Source organism: Pontibacter qinzhouensis (assembly GCF_008017455.1).
Taxonomy (GTDB): Bacteria; Bacteroidota; Bacteroidia; order Cytophagales; family Hymenobacteraceae; genus Pontibacter; species Pontibacter qinzhouensis.
Genome location: NZ_VRTY01000007.1, coordinates 72,892 through 93,238, shown reverse-complemented (window position 1 = coordinate 93,238; position 20,347 = coordinate 72,892). Strand labels below are relative to the sequence as shown.

Genomic DNA, 20,347 nt, shown 5'->3' with positions numbered 1-20,347 from the left:
AAAGGTAGCAGAGAGCACCGTAGAGATTCAGCGCAACGGCAAGCTGGTGCAGGTAGACCAGCGGCAGGTAAACGAACGTATTGCAGGGCTTCAAAGCCAGATTAACTCATTGGAGACGCAGCTAAAGAAGCGGGAACGCGTAATTTCAGAGCTGCAGGCAGAAATGTCGGCCTCTGATGAAAAACGCTACGGAAAAGACAAGGTTATTGCCATACTGGCCGTTTCAGCTTTCCTGATCTTTTTATATGCTGTTTTGCTGCAACTTAGGCTAAGCAAAGCACCGGCCAAAGGCAAAAAGAAAACCAGGTAAGTTGCGTGCCCAGTTGATAAACTGCTGGATGAACGATTTAAAATTTAAAACGCTACTTAAAGTAGTAGCTAACAGTTAACTTCTTTATCTTCAGTATTTAATAGCGCTTATCTTGCAGTAGATGGAGCTAATTTAGCTAGATACATGTTGTAACAATTAGATCATAACTTAAATCAATATTTAATCTAAAACGAAGGCTGGCTTCTATAGTCAGCTTCTCTGTTTGCTATACATGACAGACGAACTATTTAATGAACTGAGGCTGGTGCAGGAGCTGCTTAAAATTGAGCAGGAAGAAGACCGCCAGCAGTTTAAAGCGAAAAGCCTGAAAAGCTCTATTGCAGAACGAAAAGCGATGGGCTTTTGCTGGTATCCGGTGGTTATATCGAAAGAGGAGATCGGGTTTGGCAATAAGGTGGTGCTGGAGCTGGAAAGAACCTCCGGCCGTGACCAACTGCACCTTTTCCAGACGGGCAAAGCAGCTGCTTTATTCTCAAACAACGGAGAGCGCACCAACCTGGCCGGCGTTATTGTAGGCCTGCGCCGCAACAAGGTGTTACTGGCCACAAATAAAGAAGACCTGCCGGATTGGGTAGACGATGGTAAACTCGGGGTAGACCTGACGTTTGATGAAATGAGTTACCGCGAAATGGAAATTGCCATGCGCAAGGTAATGGAGGCAAACGGCAACCGGCTGGCCCAGCTTCGCGACATTTTATTGGGCGAGGCCGCTCCTGCTTTTAGTGCCTTACCTGTTTCTGAAATCCCGGTTTTGAACAAATCGCAGAACGAGGCAGTACGCAAAATAGCCCAGGCCAACGATGTTGCCATTATTCACGGACCTCCTGGCACCGGCAAAACCACCACACTGGTACAGGCCATTCTGCACACGCTCCAGACGCAGCACCGCCTGCTGGTTACGGCTCCATCTAACACAGCCGTTGATCTGCTGACGGAGAAACTGGCCAACGAAGGCGTAAACGTTATCCGGATCGGAAACCCTTCGCGGGTATCGGATGTGCTGCTGGAGCACACGCTGGATGCCCAGATCATGAACCACAAGGCTTACAAGGACCTGAAGAACTTCCGTAAAACAGCGGAAGAGTACAAGCGCATGGCTTTCCAGTTTAAGCGGAAGTTTGGGCATGAGGAGCGTGCGCAGCGCCAGTTATACAAATATGAAAGCCAGCGGCTGCTGGAGCAGGCAGACCAGGTAGAACATTATATCACCGAAGACCTGCTCGATAATGTGCAGGTAATAACCTGTACGCTGGTAGGTTCGGCAAACAAAGCCATTCGGCACCTGACCTACGATACCGTGTTTATTGATGAGGCGGCGCAGGCGCTGGAACCGGCCTGCTGGATTCCGATATCGCGCGCTAACCGGGTGGTGCTGGCCGGGGACCACTGCCAGCTCCCTCCTACTGTAAAATCGTTTGAGGCTGAAAAAGGAGGCTTGAGCCGCACCTTGTTCGAGAAGTGTATAGAGCGGCAACCGGAGGTATCGGTGATGCTGAAAACGCAATACCGCATGCACCACCACATTATGGAGTTCTCGAACCAGCAGTTTTACAAGGGCGAGCTCGAGGCACATGAGAGTGTGCGCGAAACCGACCTGCACCACTACGACCCGCATTTTGCGGCGGGGCTGGCGGTGGAGTTTATAGATACCGCAGGCTGTGGCTACAACGAAACCGACATGGCCGAAACCCAAAGCTCTGCCAACCCCGAAGAAGCCGACCTCCTCCTGAACCACCTGCAGTACACACTGAAGGATTATACTTTGGCCGAAGAGGCCATTCCCCTGCGCATTGGCGTTATAGCTCCTTATCGTGCCCAGATAAACTACCTGGAAGACAAAGTGGAGCACATGCCCCTGCTGCACGACCTGCGCAGCAAGCGGCAGCTTTCGATAGGAACTGTGGACAGTTTTCAGGGGCAGGAGCGCGATATAATTTACATGAGCATGGTCCGGAGCAACGAGAAAGGAGAGATCGGATTCCTGAGCGACATCAGGCGCATGAACGTAGGCATGACGCGCGCCAAAAAGAAGCTGGTTATTGTAGGCGATAGCGCCACCCTGACCCAGCACCCTTTCTTTGCGGCCTTTATTGCGTATGCCGAGTCTATTAACGCCTATAAGAGTGCCTGGGAACTAAATGAATGTCTGCCTTAAACGGTTCAGCCAGTTTCACGTAATTTAATTCATAAAGTCTTTAAAAAGGATTTTAGAACGCAATTTATAGTAATTTAGCTATGCTTCCTGCATTATAGTTTCTACCTTTCGGGCGTCTTACAATAAAACAGTAACCTATGAAAATCGAAAAAGACAAAGTGGTTTCGCTCACCTACGAGCTGCGCATTAAAGATGAAAGCGGCGAGCAGACATTAATAGAAACAGCGACAAAGGAGCAGCCAATGGTCTTTTTGTTTGGCGCAAGCGGATTGCCGGAGCAGTTCGAAGACAATCTGGATGGCTTAAGTGCAGGAGATGCCTTTAGTTTCTCGCTTGATGCGGAAGATGGCTACGGCGATTTTGACCCCAATGCCATGGTCGATCTGCCAAAATCAGTATTTGAAATAGAAGGAGCCATACCCGACAACATGCTGGAAGAAGGCAATTTTATTCCGATGGCAGATAACGAAGGTAACCAGTTGCAGGGCCGCGTTATTAAAGTAGAAGAAGAAACGGTAACCATGGACTTTAACCATCCGCTGGCTGGGAAAGAGCTGTTTTTTGAAGGCAAAGTAGAAGAGGTTCGTGAAGCTACAAGTGAAGAAATAGACCACGGTCACGTACACGGCGAAGGCGGTCATCACCATTAAGAACAGCAACCCTTGGATCAGATTTAATAAAAATCCTTCTGAAGGGCATTTTCATTTGAATAATTTGAATCCTCTCCTTTCAGATTACTATACTGGATATGAGGTGGAGACCATAAAAAAAGGAGCAGCTCTGCAGTTGCTCCTTTTTTCCTTTATAAGCAGCAGGACCATATTTTGTTCTGCTGCTTATGTTTGGTATGAGTGGTGGCATTTTAATAATTAGATGCTGCCAAACCCTGGTGTAATCCCACATAAGCGTTAGGTATCTAGCAAGGCATCCAAAAAGCCTACTTCTTCTTTATCGTTCCGAAATACCATTAAAGGAATATGATCGTTGTGGCGCAAAACTTTTTCGGTTACGCTGCCTAGCAGGAACAAAGCCGCAGCCGATTTACCTTTAGCTCCTAATACAAGCAGGTCAGCTTGCGAACGTTTGGCCTCCAGTACTATTATCTCTCCCAGGTCATCGTTATACTCCTGTTTTACCAGCCGCAGGTGTGCCCTTTCCTTCAGTTCCGGGAATTTCTCCAGCACCTGCTCAAACTTCTGGCTCGCGAAGCCCTGCATACGCTGGTCGAAGGCTTTATAGCTTTCTCCTAAGGTAATGTATCCTGTGGGTACTTCGTATACGTGTATGCAGTCAATAACTAAGTTTGGTCGGTTTAAGGCCGAATGAAGCATACGGTCAAGCGCCATCATACAGTATTCCGAAAAATCAAGTGCAACGAGGGCTCTGTTGAGTTTAGGATCATTGTTTTCAGGCACAAAGAGCACACTTATTTTGCCGGTGCGCAGCAACTTTTGCGGCAGCACGCCACTTCCTCTTAAATGCAGTTTGCGGCCAACGAGCAGCAGGTTTATGTCCTCGCGTTCCGCCAGCCTGAGCATCTCTTTCACCGGACCGCCTTCAGCCACCTGCACCTCTACCTGCACATTCGGCAGCTCCGCAAAATAGGTGGCTACCTTCGTCTCTATCAAATTCCTGATCGATGACTCCGTCGGAACAACATCCCGCTCCAGACCATCCAATAATTCAGCCGGTATTTCCAGACTTTTCTCCGTATGAATAAAAAAGACTTTTTCGATGGTGGATTTGTTGCTGAGAAAGGCAGCGTACCGGATGAGTGTTTCATCCATATCCGTTAGGTCCAGGGCCACCATAATTCGTTTCAAGATGTACATAAATGGGAGCTTTATAAGGGTTGTGGTGAAAAAAATGTATGTAAACTGGCTAGTCAGTCTGACCGGTTATTGACCCTAATGTAACTAAATTTCTGTAGAAGGGTACTGTAGTCTTAAAGCTACATACGGGATTATGCATATTTCCTTTACATTTTTCATGCACTTATGCTCATAATTATACTTGCCGGATTATTTCTTGCCTTTAGTGCGCCGCTGCTGTACAAGTGGCTGGGGAAGTATGTTTATGTACCGATGGCGCTTTACCCGCTGGCGGCGTTCGTCTATTTCAGTAGTTATTTGACGGATGTTTTAGGCGGCCAGACTATATTTGCTATTCATAGGTGGGCTCCTTCCCTGAACATCAACCTCCATTTTTACCTCGATGGGTTGAGCCTGTTTTTTGTGCTGCTGGTAACCGGCTTCGGCACCCTGATAATGACGTATGCGGGCGGCTACCTGAAAGGCGACCCGCTGCTGGGCCGGTTCTATATGTACCTGACACTTTTTATGGTCGCTATGACGGGTGTGGTATTGTCAGGGAATATTTTCTGCCTCTTTGTTTTCTGGGAAATGACCAGTCTAAGCTCTTACCTCCTCATCGGGTACAAACACGACAAAGCAGGTTCGCGCAATTCGGCGCTGCAGGCACTACTGGTAACAGGTGGTGGCGGTCTGGCACTTATGGGGGGGCTGCTGCTGCTGGGTGCCGTTGGCCAAACCTACACCATCAGCGATCTGCTGAACCGGGGCGATTTAGTAACCAGCCACGAGCTGTACCTGCCACTAATGGTGCTGATCCTGATCGGAGCCTTTACAAAATCAGCTCAGTTTCCGTTTCATTTCTGGTTGCCCAATGCCATGGCGGCCCCTACTCCTGTTAGCGCTTACCTGCACTCTGCTACTATGGTAAAAGCCGGCATTTATTTGCTGGCCCGCTTTACGCCTGTGTTGGGTGGTACCGATGCGTGGCAGTATACCCTAATGGCGGTTGGTGGTATTACCACACTGCTGGGAGCGCTGCTGGCTATGCAGCACACCGACCTTAAAGCTATTTTAGCCTACACCACCATTAGCGCTTTAGGTATACTGGTAACCATGACGGGCATTGGTTCTGAGCCGGCTCTGCAGGCCATGCTCGTGTTTCTGCTGGCGCATGCCTTGTACAAAGGAACCTTGTTCTTAGTGGCTGGCAATGTAGACCATGCCACCGGCACCCGCGAGTTAGATCAGCTGAGAGGACTTGGGCGAAGTATGGTTCCTACAGGTGTGGCCGCCTCCTTAGCGGCACTCTCTATGGCTGGCGTGCTGCCCTTTTTCGGGTTTATTGGCAAAGAGCTTTTGTACGAAGCGGCACTGGCAGCTACTACTTTTAAAGCGTTGCTGTTTGCTGTTTCCTTTTTCTCCGGAATGGTGTTTGTCGCCATAGCTATTGTGCTTGGGTTCAAACTTTTTTGGCAGGCAAGCTCCAGGCCAACCCCGATGCTACACACCATGTCGCCTGCGCTCTATCTGCCGCCAGTTATTATTTCATCGGTTGGTTTACTTTTCGGGTTGTTTCCGGCGGCTCTGGTTACGCCTATTTTGCGGCGGGCAGCAGAGGCCATGCTGGGCGTAGAGCAGCTGTTTGAACTGGCGCTCTGGCATGGATTCAACCTGGTGCTCGGCATAAGTATGCTCACCCTGCTGCTGGGCTATGGCGCTTACCGCTACTCCAATCGCTTACATACCTACGCTCCCAGGCTAAACCCGCTTTATAAATTAGGGCCTCAGCGTATTTATGAGCTTGGCCTGGAGGGGCTTTTAAACGGAGCCACCAAATTGACCCAAAAGCTGCAGAATGGGTACCTCCGGAGTTACATTTTCATCATCATTTCAACGTTTATGGTGCTGGTGGTGTGGGTACTGGCGCAAACCGGCCCTGTTCTGGACCTGAGCGGGAGATGGCAGGAAATAAGAAATGCCCGCCTGTACGAGCTTGTTCTGATCGTCTTGCTCGTGCCGGCTTTGTTATTTCTGTTCCGCACCCGCTCCCGCCTTACCGCCATTGCTATTCTGGGTATGGTAGGTTACTCTATTGCTCTGTTTTACATTTTGTTCGGAGCTCCGGATGTGGCCGCCACCCAACTCCTGATTGAAACTCTGACAGTGGTGATATTTGTGCTGATCCTGCACAAGCTTCCAGAATTCAGGTTTCTAAGTTCCCGAATCCAGAAGGTTAAATACATGATCGTAGCTGGTCTTTTTGGTTGCCTGATGACCTACGTAACGCTACTGGTAAAGCAGTATCCGCTGGTGTCGGGGTTGAAAGCGTACTACGGGGAGAACAGTTACCTGCAGGGCTATGGGCGCAATATGGTGAACGTGATTCTGGTAGACTTCAGGTCTTTAGATACCTTAGGAGAGACAACAGTGCTGGCAGTGGCTGCTATCGGCATTTACGCCATGCTTAAACTAAAACTGGATAACGAGCACTAACCATGAAAACTCTTATTTTGGCGGTTGCCATCCGGATTTTTATTCCGCTTTTTGTCATTTTCTCGGTCTATATTCTGTTTCGCGGGCACAACCACCCAGGCGGCGGCTTTATTGGAGGGCTGATCTGTGCCATTGCTTTCATTTTTCATATCATGGCCCATGGTCCAAAAGATACAGCCTACACCTTTTTTACCATCAAGTATTTCAGGAAGGCGCACCAAACCGGCCGCAGCAGTGTGAGCAGTGTGTTGGTGCTGGTGTATAAAAATCTGTTCCGTAAAAAAGAACTGCAGGCAGCACCTGACTGGCTGCCACGCCAATGGCGGGTAGACCCGATATTTATTATTTCCTGTGGCCTTTTTCTGGCTGCTACCAGCGGGGTTTTCGGCCTTTTTCTGCAACAGCCGTACATGTCAGCTTTGTGGGCCGACATGTACCTGCCGGTTTTTGGAAAGCCCGGAACACCTATTTTGTTTGACCTGGGGGTATACCTCCTGGTGCTGGGCGTTGTCCTGAAAATCACGTTTGTAATGGCCGAAGAATAAAAGCTCATGGAGATATTATTACCCATACTTGTAGGTATTTTGTTTGCATCCGGTCTTTACCTGATCCTGCACCGGCATTTCTTTAAGCTCATTTTAGGGATTATTATATTCGGATTGGCGACAAACCTGTTTCTTTTCGTAATCGGAAGACTGACCAGGGGAAATACCGCTATCATAGACGATGACGTGACCATTGCCTCTGAACCCTTTGCAGACCCGGTGCCCCAGGCCCTGCTGCTCACGGCCATCGTTATCGGCTTTGGTATTCAGGCATTTGCCATTGTGCTTATTAAGCGTGTTTACCAGGCTTTCGGCACCAACGACCTCGACGACCTCGACAAAACAGACAAAATACACGAAGAGCTCCTCAGTGAAGGTAACACCCAGAAATATGATCAGCAGGATTAAGCGGACCCTTGAGCCTTTTTACCTCATTTTGCTTTGGGAGGCCAGTTTCATTAGCATAATTTAAATTAGTTGAAAATCAGCGCATACCGTCACTAGCAAATTTCAATCATTCAAAACCCTTTATGCAACACATTCTACTTGTTTTACCACTTCTGATTCCGCTGTACGGTGCCATAGCCTGCCTGTTCTTCTGGCGAAAATTAGGCGTGCAGCGTGTGATTGGTGTTGTAACGCAACTAAGCTTATGCGCAGCTTCCGCTTACCTGCTGTACAAAACAGACACGACCGGCATTTTAACCACTCAGATTGGAAACTGGCAGGCTCCGTTTGGAATTACCCTGGTATCAGATATTTTCAGCAGCCTGATGGTGCTGTCGAGCGCTATTGTAGGCATAGCAGTGTTTGTTTTCTCGTTACGCGGCCTGAGTAATGCGCGCCAGCTTTTTGGCTACTATCCGCTCCTGTTGCTGCTCCAGATGGGTGTAAACGGCGTTTGCCTCACCGGCGACCTATTTAACCTGTTTGTGTGGTTCGAGGTGCTGCTGATTTGTTGCTTTGTGCTGATTGCCCTTGGCGGAAGCAAACCGCAGTTGGAAGGATCTATTAAATATGTAACGATTAACTTTTTGGCATCCAGCTTTTTATTAACCGGCATCGGTATGGTTTACGGCATCTTAGGCAGTCTCAATATGGCGGAACTGGCGGTACTGGTAAGATCGGCAGAGGCAAACCATGGGCTTATTACGCTGGCGAGTATCTTCTTTTTGGTCGCGTTTGGAATAAAAGCCGCTATTTTTCCGCTGTTTTTCTGGCTGCCTGCCTCCTATCACACACCGCCTATCGGTATTTCAGCTTTTATAGCCGGGCTTATTACAAAAGTCGGACTTTATGCTTTGGTGCGACTGTTCACCCTGGTGTTCGTCCTCAACCAGGATATTCTGCTCCCGATCTTCCTGGTGCTGTCGGGGCTTACCATGGTAATAGGTGTGTTGGGCGCAGCCTCTCAGGTCGATTTCAGGAAAATACTTTCTTTCCATATTGTAAGCCAGATCGGGTACATGCTTATGGGACTGGCTATTTTTACACCGATGGCCATTGCCGGTAGCATCTACTTTGTTATTCATAACATACTCGTTAAAACCTGCCTGTTTCTGATAAGTGGGGTGGTGTACAGAACGTACGGCTCGTTTGCCCTAAAAAAGTTAGGTGGGGTTTACCTGCAACAGCCACTGCTGTCGCTTTTGTTTGTAATAGCGGCTTTTTCGCTGGCAGGTATTCCTCCTTTTTCGGGTTTCTGGGGCAAATTTATGCTGGCAAAGGGTGGCCTGGAGGCTGGTAACTATGGCTTGGTGGCAACATCGCTGGGCGTCAGCTTAATTACTATTTTCTCCATGACCAAAATCTGGAACGAGGTTTTCTGGAAAAAGAAACCTGCACCCACAGAGGAGGCTGCACGGGTAATAGCAGAAGCGAACACGGCGCACATAGGTGTACTCCGGCTGCTGCACCTGCCTGTGGTGGTCCTGATTGTGTGTATTCTGTTTATTGGACTGTACGCTGAGCCCCTGGTAAACCTGGCATTACGCGCTTCGGAGCAGCTCCTGAACACCGAAAGTTACGTTAATGCCGTATTGCATAAATAAGATGAGAATATTTCTGATACATAGTGGCCTTTCGTTTCTGATAGCTTACCAGTTCTTTAAACTAACAGACCTGTTACCTTACAATGCTGTAACAGCATCGGGTGTCTTTATATTGTTTTTTATGACGCTCTGGCTTTCGAGCGCCTTGTACAGCAGGTCCTACTTCCGGAAGATCCCGATAGCTATCGAGTTTATTATTTTCTTTCTGAAGGAAGTAGTGGTGGCAAACCTGAGAATAGCCTACGACATTATTACGCCAAGTTACCTGATGAAGCCCGCTGTTATAGCATTACCCCTCGATGTTAAAACTGACTTAGAAATTACCTTGCTGAGTTGTATTATTTCGCTTACGCCCGGATCGTTAACCCTTGATGTGCGGGAAGACAAGCAGGTAATGTATTTGCATACGCTGTATGCGGAGCACGATAACCTGGATAAGATAAAACACACGATTAAAGACGGATTTGAACGAAGAATACTCGAACTGACCACATGAATCTATTTTCTGTTACTCTTATCATCGCCATCGGTGCCCTGAGTGTTTGCCTGGTGCTCACGGCTATCCGGTTTGCGCTGGGGCCAACCCTGCCCGACCGCATTACAGCCTTCGATCTGTTTGTGGCTAACGTAATCGGTATTATAGCTATTTACACAGAGCTCACCGGGAACGCCGATTTTATAGATGTAGCCATTATTCTATCGCTCTTTGGTTTTTTGGGGTCCATTTCTTTTGCTTACTATTTAATGAAAACAACGCGTTAAGCTATGCTGGAAAAATTAGATCTTTTACTGGTTCGGGAAATTATCAGTTCCATCTTCATCCTGACCGGAGTAGCTTTCATGCTCATCTCCACCATAGGTCTGCTGCGGTTCCCCGATTTTTATATCCGGATGTCAGCTATTACAAAAGGCGCTACATTAGGAGTCGGATTGATTTTGATGGGGCTTGGTATTTATTTTAATCAGCCGAGCATGCTGCTGAAAGTACTCGTAATTGTAAGCTTTACCTTTATTACAGCTCCGGTGGCAGCACATGTTATTGGTCGCACCGCCGTTCAAAACAAAATTCCTTTCTGGGACAGAACCAATCTGAAGGAGCTGGAAGATTACCTCCAAAAAGAAGACCTATCTGAAAAAGAATCTGATATTAAAGTGAAGAAAGGGTAATGGCACGTTAAAATTTAGTCTTATGTCGGACAGTAAGCTTAGCTCATATCGCTTACACCAGTGCCTTAGTTCGTTTTCCTTCTCCTCCTGCAGTAGTACATGTAATGCTCATGATATAGCAACCCTTGGTTACCATAGGTGCTTTTGACCTTTGGAAGTCTATTTTGATTAGAATAATTGGGTTTGAAAAAATGTAAAGTAAATGTAGAGGATAATGATTGTATCTTTAATAAGGAAAGCAAATTATAAAATATATTAGTGGCTTTTTAGAAGATAGTTAAGTTGAAGAATACTACTTTCAAAATCTTTTATTTCCAGATGTAAGTGTGTATAAAACCGACTTCAAAATTTTAAGTATTGCCTACTGAATAAGATGTTACTGAGTTGAATTTTCTGGCTTGGGATCAAGGAATGGGCGCATCGAGTCGGCGTAGGGCTGAATGGCCCTGACGGAGGTTAGTTCTAAAGCAGGATAAGAAATAGCGGTAAGCTTCCCTCCAAACACACAACCAGTATCTATATTGATCGTGTTGTTTTTCCAGCGGGGTTCTTTTACCGGGGTATGGCCGTATACAACGAGTGCGGTGCCGGAATAGTCGGTTGCCCAGTCGAGCCGGATGGGGAGGCCCAGATGATCCAGTTCTCCGTTGGTTGGCCCAAACAAACAGAGCTGCCTTACCCATTTGCTGTGCCGCCCATGGTATGTTTCTGCCAGTCCGGCGTGCGCCACCACCAGCTTACCTTCGTCCAGCACGATATGATGCGGCAACTCCGACAGAAACTGACCTACCCTGGCTGTAAAAGCTGCCCTGTAAGAAGCCAGTTGAGCCAAGGTTAATTCGAGGCCATGCCGAATGTGCACGCTGTTGCCCTGGAGTTTGCGTTTCAGTTTATCGTCGTGGTTGCCGCTCACGCACCATGCCACCTCCTGCTCCACCAGGTCCATCACCAGCCGCAGCACTTCCGGCGAATTTGGCCCTCTATCTACCAGGTCACCTACAAAAACAATCTTATAACCGGGGTTAGCCAGAACTTCGTATTTCTCATGGGCAGGATTAAACTGAACAGCGTAACCGAGGTTGTGCAGCAGCAACAGGAGTTCTTCGAAGCAGCCATGCACATCTCCTATAATATGAAATGGCCCTTTTTCTTCTTTCAGAACAAGGTTACCCTCAATGTCTTTTGCTTTTTTCATGGCAACGCAATATGCTAGCTTTTTCCTGTTCTATAATAACATAAAAAGTTTAAGAAGGGTTAGTGATTATAATAGTATTTTTGCAGAATTATTGCTGAAGAAGGATGGTTAAACACGCAGTTTAAAATCTGAAATTCTATCTCCTAATTTAACACGATAGCTCCTGTACCGGAAGAGGAATGCCTTATTTAAAGAAATACAAAATACCGCTGCTGTGGCTTAGGCGGCACACCTCTACTCGCGAGTTCGTACTTATATCGAGCGTTATTATAGGGTTAACTGCTGGTTTGGCAGCTGTGGCGCTAAAAATGCTGGTGCACTATTTACAGGAGCTACTGGCTTATGGCAACAGGCTGCTCGACCAGCCGCTCTGGCTGGTAGCCTTCCCGATTGCAGGCATCCTGCTGACGGTTTTCCTGGTGCAAACCTTGTTTAAAGGGCAGATTGGGCGCGGAACGGCTAACATATTATTCATAATTTCGCAGAAATCGAGCCTGGTGGAGCGGCACAAAATGTTTTCGCATGTGCTGACGAGCGGTATAACGGCCGGGTTTGGCGGCTCTGCCGGCTTGGAGTCTCCTATTGTGGTAACGGGTTCTGCTATCGGTTCTAATTTTGGCAGGTCGTACCATCTAAACTACCGCGACCGCACTTTGTTGTTGGCCTGTGGAGCTGCCGCCGGCATAGCGGCCGTGTTTAATGCGCCAATTGCAGGTGTGCTATTTGCGGTGGAGGTGCTGCTGGCCGATATCAGTATTGCCGCCTTTATACCGCTTATTATATCGGCGGTGGCAGGCGCTTTGTGCTCCAGAGTAATTTTGAAAGAAGACCTCCTTTTCTTTTTTGGAGACATCAGTACTTTTGAGGCTTCCAATGTTCCATTTTATGTGGTGCTGGGTTTGGTAACAGGGCTCTTGTCCGTTTTCTACACCCGAATGGCCTTAAAAATAGAAGATCTGTTTGAGCCTTACCAGCACCAGGTGTACCAGCGTGCCTTGATTGGTGGCGCTCTGCTCGGTCTCCTGATCATGTTGTTCCCGCCATTGTTTGGAGAAGGTTACCAAAGCATAAAGATTCTGGAGAGCGGCGACATACGGCCGTTGTTGCAAAACAGCTGGCTTTCGTTTATGGGCACCAACGAGTGGTTGCTGCTGGGTTTTGTGGGGGCGCTTGCGCTGGTAAAAGTATTTGCGACCACTTTCACCATTGCAGCCGGAGGTAACGGCGGCAATTTTGCACCCTCTATGTTTGTAGGAGCGCATGCGGGATTCTTTTTCTCCAGGCTGGTCAATATGCTGAACCTGAAGCCTATTCCTGAAAGTAGTTTTACCGTGGTAGGTATGGCCGGTATCTTAAGTGGTGTTATGCATGCCCCGCTTACGGCAGTTTTTCTTATTGCTGAAATAACAGGTGGCTATACCCTCATGATTCCGCTTATGTTAGTGTCTGCTACCTCTTTTGCCTTAGTTAAATACTTTGAGCCTTACTCCCTCGATACCAAAAAGCTGGCGCAGAAAGGTGCTTTGCTGGCCCGTAACAAAGACATGACCGTGCTGCACATCATGAAGATAAAACACCTGATCGAGACAGACTTTCAGGCAGTTTCTCCGGATGCTACTTTAGGAGAGTTAGTGGAGGTTATAGCAAACTCCAGGCGTAACCTGTACCCGGTGGTAAATGAGAACCAGCAACTCGAAGGCCTTATTTTGCTGGAGAACGTGCGCGAAATTATGTTCAAACCAGAAAAGTACGATCTCATTAAAGCCAGCGAACTCATGATTCAGCCGCCCGTGGTTGTGCAGTACAACGATACCATGGCCGATGTGATGAAGAAGTTTGATGAAGCAGGCGTCTGGAACCTGCCAGTGCTGAACGAAAAACAGTATGTCGGCTTTGTATCGAAGTCGAGCATTTTCACGAAATACCGAAAACTCCTGATCAAAACCACGGAGCTGAATTAGCCAGATGTTCAGGAGACCTCAGGCTTTTACCCTTGACTAAAACAGACAGAAATTCGTTTGGAAGGCAGTTTTGATTAGAAGAATTGCTTGGTGAGATCGCTAACTTTATAGAAGTAAAGTAGCAACAACAATTTGTACATTCTTCTCTGTCTCTGTACCACTTTACAACCTGGTTAGGTAGTTGCCGTAAAAATCAGTTTAGAATAGGTTTTAATTTCAGAAAAGAATTAATTACCTTTGTTTTACAAGTGGCTGATGAATTACCTGTATTTCATCAACAGCAAGGTGGCAACGTCATCAATCGGATAATTGTCGTTGGCTAAGTAATGCTGCACCATGCCATCTATAGAGGCAAAAAGTAATTTCGCTTCCAGTTCAGGAAAAGGAATACCACTGTTGATCAGGTGGTGCCGAACCTTTTCTTCAGCTGCAGCCGATTCCTTTTTAATTTCCGACTGCACTTGTCGGCCCTCATCCGATTGTAGATGTACGGTTTGCAGCAGCTTGCAAAAAGCTTTGTTTGCCTTCAGGAATTTAACTGTGTGCCGCACATACTGTTCTATAGCAGAGTGCGGAGCAGGTTCTTTCAAAAGTTCGGCAAATGCTTCTTTAACTATTACACTTCCCCTTTTCAAAATTTCGAGCATCAACTCCTCCTTGCTCTCAAAATAGTTGTACATCAGGCCAAGCGAAATTTCTGCTTCCAAAGAAATATTTCTGATAGAAGTAGCTTCAAATCCTTTCTCCGAAAACAAACGCATTGCCGTTTCCAAAATAACCTGTATACTCTGATCGCGTTTCAACTGAAATTTGCTCATAATTTCTGCTTTTGAACATGTGTTCAAATATGCTATTTATTTTAAATGATTGCAATAGCAATTACCTCTCCTATAGCTTCTAATTTTTTATAAAACCTTATCCTTTCTAAAGATAGATGGCACATTGAAATCATGGTTCATAAACATCATAAAAATAAAGGCTTCTGATTATCAATTACATAATGCAATTCTAGTACAGCAAAACTGATTATGAGTTCACAAAGCAACATTATCAAGATCAATATTGAACCGTTGTTCATTTTGTGAACCGTCTAAATTAAAGTTGAACACATGTTCAATAGAATAAAATTCTGAAGAAATATTGAATTCATGTTCACTTATTGCGTTTCTTACTTTGTTTGCCGAACCTCGGTTCTAGTTTAGGTAAGTTGGGTACAGAGATTGAACTATTTTGTCTGCCTGTACCAGTCGCTTCTAGAACAATATTGCAAAGTCAATTTGCAGGCTCTATTTCTTTTGTTTTTAATTTGAGTTACATTAGGTAATGAAAACACCTTCCTGGCTTGATCGCATTTTATACCCTTTCCAGCACCACCACCTCGACCTTCCGGATGGAAAAATGCACTATGTAGATGAAGGCACAGGAGAACCTATTGTGTTTATACATGGTACTCCGACCTGGTCATTTTTATGGCGGCAGCAAATTAAATCGCTGAGCAGAAGTTACAGGTGCATTGCCCCGGATCATCTGGGTTTTGGATTATCTGATAAACCTGGAAATGTAGCTCTTACGCCGGAGGCACATGCCGCTAACCTGGAAACGTTACTGCAACACCTTAACCTGCCAAAGTTAACCCTTGTGGTGCATGATTTTGGAGGAGCTATTGGTCTAGCCTACGCCCTGAAATACCCTGAGAAAATAAAGCAACTGGTGATCCTGAACACCTGGATGTGGAGCCTGGAAGAGGAAAGCAGGATCATGCGCATCAGTCGGTTTATGGCAGGTGGTGCCGGTAAGTTTTTGTATACGCGCTTAGCTTTTTCACCAAAGTTACTTTTGCCGCAGGGGTATCACGAGCGGAAACACCTGACCAAAGATGTTCACCGGCATTACCTGAAACCCCTCTCCTCCCCCACCGCCAGGTTAGGTTCCTGGCAATTTGCAGTGGCACTAGCAGCCTCCAGCCATTGGTTTTCTACTCTGTGGGAGCAGCGCCAGAAACTGGAGACTATTCCAAAACTGATTTTGTGGGGCGAAAAAGATAAACTATTGCCAATCTCTTTTCTTGAGAAATGGCAAAAAGCTTTTCCTAATGCTACAGTTAAACGGATAAAGGCAGGACATTTTTTGCAGGAAGAAAAAGGAAGCGATGTGACACAAGCTGTATTAGAAGCTCTTGCTGCTAAGCCTGCTGCAGAGGAGGCTTCGTACTTTTAGCCTCTTATGCAACAATACAATTAAGAAGTTAAGTTGTGCTAGCTACCTAGGAAAAACTTAAATGTAAAGCTGCCATTGCTGAAGGATCTTGCCCACAAGATCCCAAAGGGATGACAAAGGGGGTGATGACGGAGAGCGAATTATTATTTCGCTACTACTGTACAAATGAATTATTCTAATGATAACAGCCTCCAAAAGGCTTTCCAATAGAATTGAGTTAAGGGTCTAACCGCAAAGCCCTGCATAAAGTGTGCAGGGCTTTCTACAAAAGGATGTAGTTTGCTTTACATAATAAAGCAACCAGGTATTATTTGCTTTTATGGCGTTCCTGCAGTACTCCCACCACATCTTTTAGCTCAAGTCCGGTAGCAGCTAATAATACGAGCAGGTGGTAGAGCAGATCGGCAGCTTCGCCTTTCATGGTTTCCAATTCTCCGGCTACAGCATCTATCACTGTCTCCACAGCTTCTTCGCCTACTTTCTGAGCTATTTTGTTTACGCCCCTGTTAAATAGGAAATTGGTGTAAGAACCTTCTTCCGGATTTGTTTTGCGTTGCTGAATAACTCCTTCTAACTGCGCAATAAACCGAATGGCGGCAGCGCGGTTGGCAGCATCTTCTTCACCGAAACAACTGGTAGAGCCGGTATGGCAGGTAGGTCCGTTGGGCTTCACTTTTATGAGCAGCGAATCGTTGTCGCAGTCTTTGGCAATGCTGATAACCTCCAAAGTGTTATTGGATGTTTCGCCTTTGGTCCAGAGGCGGTTTTTCGTTCTGGAGAAAAAAGTAACCAACCCTTCCTGCTGCGTTTTTTCCAGCGCCTCCTGGTTCATGTAGCCCAGCATGAGCACCTGCCCCGTCAGGTCGTCCTGTATCACGGCTGGCACCAAGCCTCCTGCTTTCTCGAAATCTAATTCCACGGTTTTTAATTATAAATTGTTTACTATTCGTAAAAGTGTGCGGCGGTGTAGCTGCCGTAATGGTTTGTTTTCAGCGGTTCAACTTTTTGCCTACTTAACCTGGAAAAGTTTTATGGTTAGTAAAGTTGTTTTAACGGACTTGGCTAAACGACGGGCGAGGCCTCGGCCGAAGGCTGACGTTTAGGTGTGGTTATAGCACGTTTTTCTTTATGAGTCTTGCTTCAATTTCTTGAAGATTCCAATTCCTTAATTCCGCGATTTCATTACTATCTTTGCATTGAATTAAAAGACCTATTCTTGGTGGTTTTTCTTGGTTATGCCTATTATCATTGATTCCTATTATTTTCCTTGTCCTTATTTCCTTGTTAAATTCGAAAATTATCCAATCATTAACTGAGACATTGCCTTTTACTATTTCGCCTGCCAACACAATTCCTCTTTCCGAAATATTAAAGGTGTCAAGGATAATGAATTTTCCTACTTCAAGGTCGTCGGAGGTTTCCATGGATTCCATAAGTTCCTGAACTTTTGCCCAATGATGTTTGCGCATACAATAACTAATTTTATTTTTTAGCTTAGCTACAAATCGAAACCTGTTATCCTCTCTTTTTGCAAAATTCTTGATACATTCTCCAACAAGCCATTCTTCATCAAACCCTGCCCATACTCCAGCAACACTGCATAGGTTGGACTGGAGAGAAGGAAACACTTCATACAAGTCTATTTCTTTTAATTCTGTAATTGCCAAGTTCGACTGTTTCAAAATTTTGGCTATCCATAGATAATCAGCCTCTTGGAGTTCAGTATCCAAATAGAATTCGGATAATACTTTCCATATTTCAGCTCTTTTATCTATATCTTTCATTTACTTAAATGTGCTATAACTAGCAGCTAAACGGAACAACTCATCAAACCAACGTTTATCTGCAATATGAGTGTAATATTATTCGCTTATATTCTAATATCCACTCCTTGCTCCTTCAGAAAACCCTTCAATACTGGAATTTCCAGCTCGCGGAAATGGAACAGGCTGGCGGCCAGGGCAGCATCGGCACTAGCCTGATGGAAGACATCGGCAAAATGTTGCATAGTGCCGGCTCCCCCTGATGCGATTACCGGAACCGAAACGGCTCTGGCTACCTCACCGGTAATATCGAGGGCAAAGCCTGCTTTAGTACCGTCGTTGTTCATGCTGGTGAGCAGGATTTCGCCGGCACCCAGTTCTGTTACTCGTTTGGCCCAGTCAATGGTGGCATGTTCTGTTTCTACGGTTCCGGCACGAGAGTATACTTTCCAGCCGGTGAGTTCGGTGTATTTCGTGTCGATGGCAACGGTAACGCACTGGCTGCCGAAGCGGTTGGCCAGCTCCTCTACCAGCTGCGGGTGACGAATAGCCGAGGAGTTAACAGAAACTTTATCAGCTCCGGCCTGCAGCAGCAGCTCTACATCGGCTACGGCACCTATGCCACCACCTACCGTAAACGGAATATCGATGTGGCGGGCAATGTCGCGCACGAGGGCGGCAAAGGTTTTGCGTTCTTCGTTGGTGGCTGTTATGTCTAAAAACACCAGCTCATCAGCTCCTTGCTCGGCATACCAGGCCGCCAGCTGCACCGGGTCACCGGCGTCGCGGATGTTCTCGAACTGTATGCCTTTCACACAGCGACCATTTTTAATATCGAGGCAGGGTACAATGCGTTTGGTTAGCATAAAAATCTTTCCAGGTCTTTTAAAGTGATGGTGCCTTCATAAATGGCTTTGCCAATAATGGCACCATAAACGCCAATTTCCTGCAGTTCCTCCAGGTCTGCAACCGTGGTTACGCCGCCACTGGCAATAATGGCTGCGGCAGGTAAGGTTTGCTTCAGGTGGCGGTAAGTCTCTGTAGAAGGGCCTTGCAATTTGCCGTCTTTGCTTACATCGGTGCAAATAAATAGCTTCGCCCCCGTTTGCACATAATCCGAAATGAAATCCTGTAGCGCATAATCGCTTTCTTCGGTCCAGGCGCTGATGGCGATGTTGGCTCCTTTAAAATCGGCTCCTACAATTATTTTATCCGGGCCATGCTGCTGCAGCCAGTTTTTAACGGTTTCAGGTTCGCGCACCGCTATACTGCCTGCTGTAATCTGGCTGGCTCCTGCGTTAAAAGCCTGTGTCAGGGCCTCCTCCGACTGCAGTCCGCCACCAAAGTCGATGCTGAGGCTGGTGTTGGCGGCAATGGTTTCCAGCACATGCAGGTTCACTGGTTTGCGGGCGCGGGCACCATCCAGGTCCACGAGGTGCAGGCGCTTAATACCATGAGCCTCAAAACGTTTGGCGACCTCCAGCGGGTTGCTGTCGTAGGTGGTTTGCTGCGCAAAGTCGCCTTCGGTGAGGCGCACGCACTGGCCACCGATCAGGTCGATAGCTGGGATTATCTCCATCATAATGCTAAGAAGTTCTGTAAGATTCGGCTACCGGCAGGTCCGCTCTTTTCGGGGTGGAACTGGGCAGCATAAAAATTTTTGTATTGCAAAGCAGCTGAGAAAGGCTCCGGGTAAGAGGCCTGGGCAATGGTGTGTTCGCCAAGCGGCACGTAATAGCTGTGCACAAAGTAGGCGTACTCCTGCTCCTGCAGCCCTTCAAAAAGCGGAGTCTGCAGGTGGTGCAGCTGGTTCCAGCCCATGTGCGGCACCTTCAGGTCAGTTTTAAACCGCAGCACTTTCTCCGGAATTATGCCCAGCGTGTCGGTATTGTTCTCTTCGGAGTGCTGGCACAGCAACTGCATGCCGAGGCAAACCCCAAAAAAGGGCTGCTCCAGGCTAGGCAGCAGTTTGTCGAGGTTACGTGCACGCAGTTGGGCCATAGCCGACGATGCCTCTCCTACTCCCGGAAAGATAACTTTGTCGGCTCCTTTTATCACCTCGGCCTCGCAGCTTAGGGTTGCCTGCACCCCCAGCCGCTCCAGCGCAAACAGCACCGACTGCACATTACCGGCCTTGTAATCAACAATAACTAAATTCATTTTTTCAAATTAAAAATTAAAAATTAGAAGTGAGGGAAGGATTCATTCTGATTTTTAATGGCTTCTGGTTGATAAACAAAAAAGCCTGGCTCTTACGGAGTCAGGCTTTTGGATATATTTTTATAAAATCAGCAAATCCATAGGCATTTGGCTCCGAAACTGATGCTTCGCAGATGATGATGATGCAAATGTGCCAACGTTTCTGTCATGCCGTAAAGATATAGTATCTCTTTAATAATGTATAACGATTTAGCAGAAAATGTTTAATCTTAGTTCTGAAAAAAACCAAAACTTAAAGAAGCTGGCCTGGTTTCGGCTCCAACTACCCTTGGCCTTATTATGGCGATTTCCCTTTGGAAGGCCATTTTCATTAGAATAATCCGACGGAATAGTCATCTTGTTAAGATTAGAACCAATTTATCTTCGAGAGTTGAAAACTCGCATCAATGTACAACACGAATTAAAAGCTCGCGGCAGTGAAGGCCTGTTAGTAGT

19 protein-coding genes and 1 pseudogene are annotated in these 20,347 nt (G+C 46.7%); 12 read left to right on the top strand and 8 right to left on the bottom strand.

The genetic code is table 11. The features are described from left to right. The 3 genes and pseudogenes from FVR03_RS24235 to FVR03_RS03110 form a co-directional block, all read left to right on the top strand. A pseudogene (locus FVR03_RS24235) lies at positions 1 to 310 on the top strand (hypothetical protein); the annotation flags it as partial. 232 nt (positions 311 to 542) lie between these two features. Next, positions 543 to 2,486: an AAA domain-containing protein gene (locus FVR03_RS03115; RefSeq protein WP_147920307.1), complete on the top strand. Its 1,944-nt coding sequence runs from the start codon at positions 543 to 545 to the stop codon at positions 2,484 to 2,486. A gap of 137 nt (positions 2,487 to 2,623) precedes the next feature. Beyond that, positions 2,624 to 3,136 (top strand): FKBP-type peptidyl-prolyl cis-trans isomerase, encoded by a 513-nt coding sequence (locus tag FVR03_RS03110; protein ID WP_147920306.1) that lies wholly within the window; start codon positions 2,624 to 2,626, stop codon positions 3,134 to 3,136. Between the two features lie 258 nt (positions 3,137 to 3,394). Here FVR03_RS03110 and FVR03_RS03105 read toward each other — a convergent pair whose 3' ends face one another. After that, on the bottom strand, positions 3,395 to 4,318 hold the full coding sequence (locus FVR03_RS03105; protein WP_147920305.1) for a universal stress protein: 924 nt from the start codon (positions 4,316 to 4,318) through the stop codon (positions 3,395 to 3,397). Between the two features lie 165 nt (positions 4,319 to 4,483). Here FVR03_RS03105 and mbhE point away from each other — a divergent pair, with 165 nt between their 5' ends. From mbhE to mnhG, 7 genes are all read left to right on the top strand, one after another. Continuing rightward, positions 4,484 to 6,793 (top strand): hydrogen gas-evolving membrane-bound hydrogenase subunit E, encoded by a 2,310-nt coding sequence (mbhE, locus tag FVR03_RS03100; RefSeq protein ID WP_147920304.1) that lies wholly within the window; start codon positions 4,484 to 4,486, stop codon positions 6,791 to 6,793. A gap of 2 nt (positions 6,794 to 6,795) precedes the next feature. Further along, a complete protein-coding gene (locus FVR03_RS03095) occupies positions 6,796 to 7,338 on the top strand; it encodes an MnhB domain-containing protein (protein ID WP_147920303.1) in 543 nt (180 codons plus the stop codon). 6 nt (positions 7,339 to 7,344) lie between these two features. Further along, entirely contained in the window at positions 7,345 to 7,746 is a 402-nt protein-coding gene (locus FVR03_RS03090) for a Na+/H+ antiporter subunit C (protein ID WP_147920302.1), read from the top strand. 122 nt (positions 7,747 to 7,868) lie between these two features. Further along, the gene (locus FVR03_RS03085) at positions 7,869 to 9,389 is read left to right on the top strand and encodes a proton-conducting transporter transmembrane domain-containing protein (protein WP_147920301.1); all 1,521 of its coding nucleotides are present in this window, start codon (positions 7,869 to 7,871) and stop codon (positions 9,387 to 9,389) included. Position 9,390: 1 nt separating this feature from the next. Next, positions 9,391 to 9,885 (top strand): Na+/H+ antiporter subunit E, encoded by a 495-nt coding sequence (locus FVR03_RS03080; protein ID WP_147920300.1) that lies wholly within the window; start codon positions 9,391 to 9,393, stop codon positions 9,883 to 9,885. Next, a complete protein-coding gene (locus FVR03_RS03075; RefSeq protein WP_147920299.1) occupies positions 9,882 to 10,151 on the top strand; it encodes an MrpF/PhaF family protein in 270 nt (89 codons plus the stop codon). The genes FVR03_RS03080 and FVR03_RS03075 overlap by 4 nt, the downstream gene beginning before the upstream one ends. A gap of 3 nt (positions 10,152 to 10,154) precedes the next feature. Beyond that, positions 10,155 to 10,556: a monovalent cation/H(+) antiporter subunit G gene (mnhG, locus tag FVR03_RS03070; protein ID WP_147920298.1), complete on the top strand. Its 402-nt coding sequence runs from the start codon at positions 10,155 to 10,157 to the stop codon at positions 10,554 to 10,556. Positions 10,557 to 10,932: 376 nt separating this feature from the next. On the opposite strand, the gene FVR03_RS03065 is transcribed toward mnhG, so the two are convergent. After that, positions 10,933 to 11,751 (bottom strand): metallophosphoesterase, encoded by an 819-nt coding sequence (locus FVR03_RS03065; protein ID WP_147920297.1) that lies wholly within the window; start codon positions 11,749 to 11,751, stop codon positions 10,933 to 10,935. A gap of 179 nt (positions 11,752 to 11,930) precedes the next feature. Here FVR03_RS03065 and FVR03_RS03060 point away from each other — a divergent pair, with 179 nt between their 5' ends. Beyond that, entirely contained in the window at positions 11,931 to 13,712 is a 1,782-nt protein-coding gene (locus FVR03_RS03060) for a chloride channel protein (RefSeq protein ID WP_147920296.1), read from the top strand. A gap of 260 nt (positions 13,713 to 13,972) precedes the next feature. Here the strand turns inward: FVR03_RS03060 and FVR03_RS03055 are convergent, their stop codons facing one another. After that, positions 13,973 to 14,530 (bottom strand): TetR/AcrR family transcriptional regulator, encoded by a 558-nt coding sequence (locus FVR03_RS03055; RefSeq protein WP_147920295.1) that lies wholly within the window; start codon positions 14,528 to 14,530, stop codon positions 13,973 to 13,975. A gap of 505 nt (positions 14,531 to 15,035) precedes the next feature. Between FVR03_RS03055 and FVR03_RS03050 the strand changes: the two genes are divergently transcribed. Beyond that, positions 15,036 to 15,929, top strand: coding sequence for an alpha/beta fold hydrolase (locus tag FVR03_RS03050; RefSeq protein WP_147920294.1), 894 nt, complete (start codon positions 15,036 to 15,038; stop codon positions 15,927 to 15,929). A 307-nt stretch (positions 15,930 to 16,236) separates the two neighbouring features. On the opposite strand, the gene hisIE is transcribed toward FVR03_RS03050, so the two are convergent. From hisIE to hisH, 5 genes are all read right to left on the bottom strand, one after another. After that, complete coding sequence (gene hisIE / locus FVR03_RS03045; RefSeq protein WP_147920293.1) at positions 16,237 to 16,848, bottom strand: bifunctional phosphoribosyl-AMP cyclohydrolase/phosphoribosyl-ATP diphosphatase HisIE; 612 nt, start codon at positions 16,846 to 16,848, stop codon at positions 16,237 to 16,239. A 190-nt stretch (positions 16,849 to 17,038) separates the two neighbouring features. Continuing rightward, positions 17,039 to 17,713: a DUF7079 family protein gene (locus FVR03_RS24230; protein ID WP_187270021.1), complete on the bottom strand. Its 675-nt coding sequence runs from the start codon at positions 17,711 to 17,713 to the stop codon at positions 17,039 to 17,041. Positions 17,714 to 17,799: 86 nt separating this feature from the next. Continuing rightward, positions 17,800 to 18,558: an imidazole glycerol phosphate synthase subunit HisF gene (hisF, locus tag FVR03_RS03035; protein WP_147920292.1), complete on the bottom strand. Its 759-nt coding sequence runs from the start codon at positions 18,556 to 18,558 to the stop codon at positions 17,800 to 17,802. Further along, the gene (hisA, locus tag FVR03_RS03030) at positions 18,552 to 19,274 is read right to left on the bottom strand and encodes a 1-(5-phosphoribosyl)-5-[(5-phosphoribosylamino)methylideneamino]imidazole-4-carboxamide isomerase (RefSeq protein WP_147920291.1); all 723 of its coding nucleotides are present in this window, start codon (positions 19,272 to 19,274) and stop codon (positions 18,552 to 18,554) included. The genes hisF and hisA overlap by 7 nt, the downstream gene beginning before the upstream one ends. Then, complete coding sequence (hisH, locus tag FVR03_RS03025) at positions 19,271 to 19,852, bottom strand: imidazole glycerol phosphate synthase subunit HisH (protein WP_147920290.1); 582 nt, start codon at positions 19,850 to 19,852, stop codon at positions 19,271 to 19,273. Before hisH ends, hisA begins: the two co-directional genes overlap by 4 nt. Positions 19,853 to 20,347: the final 495 nt, after the last annotated feature.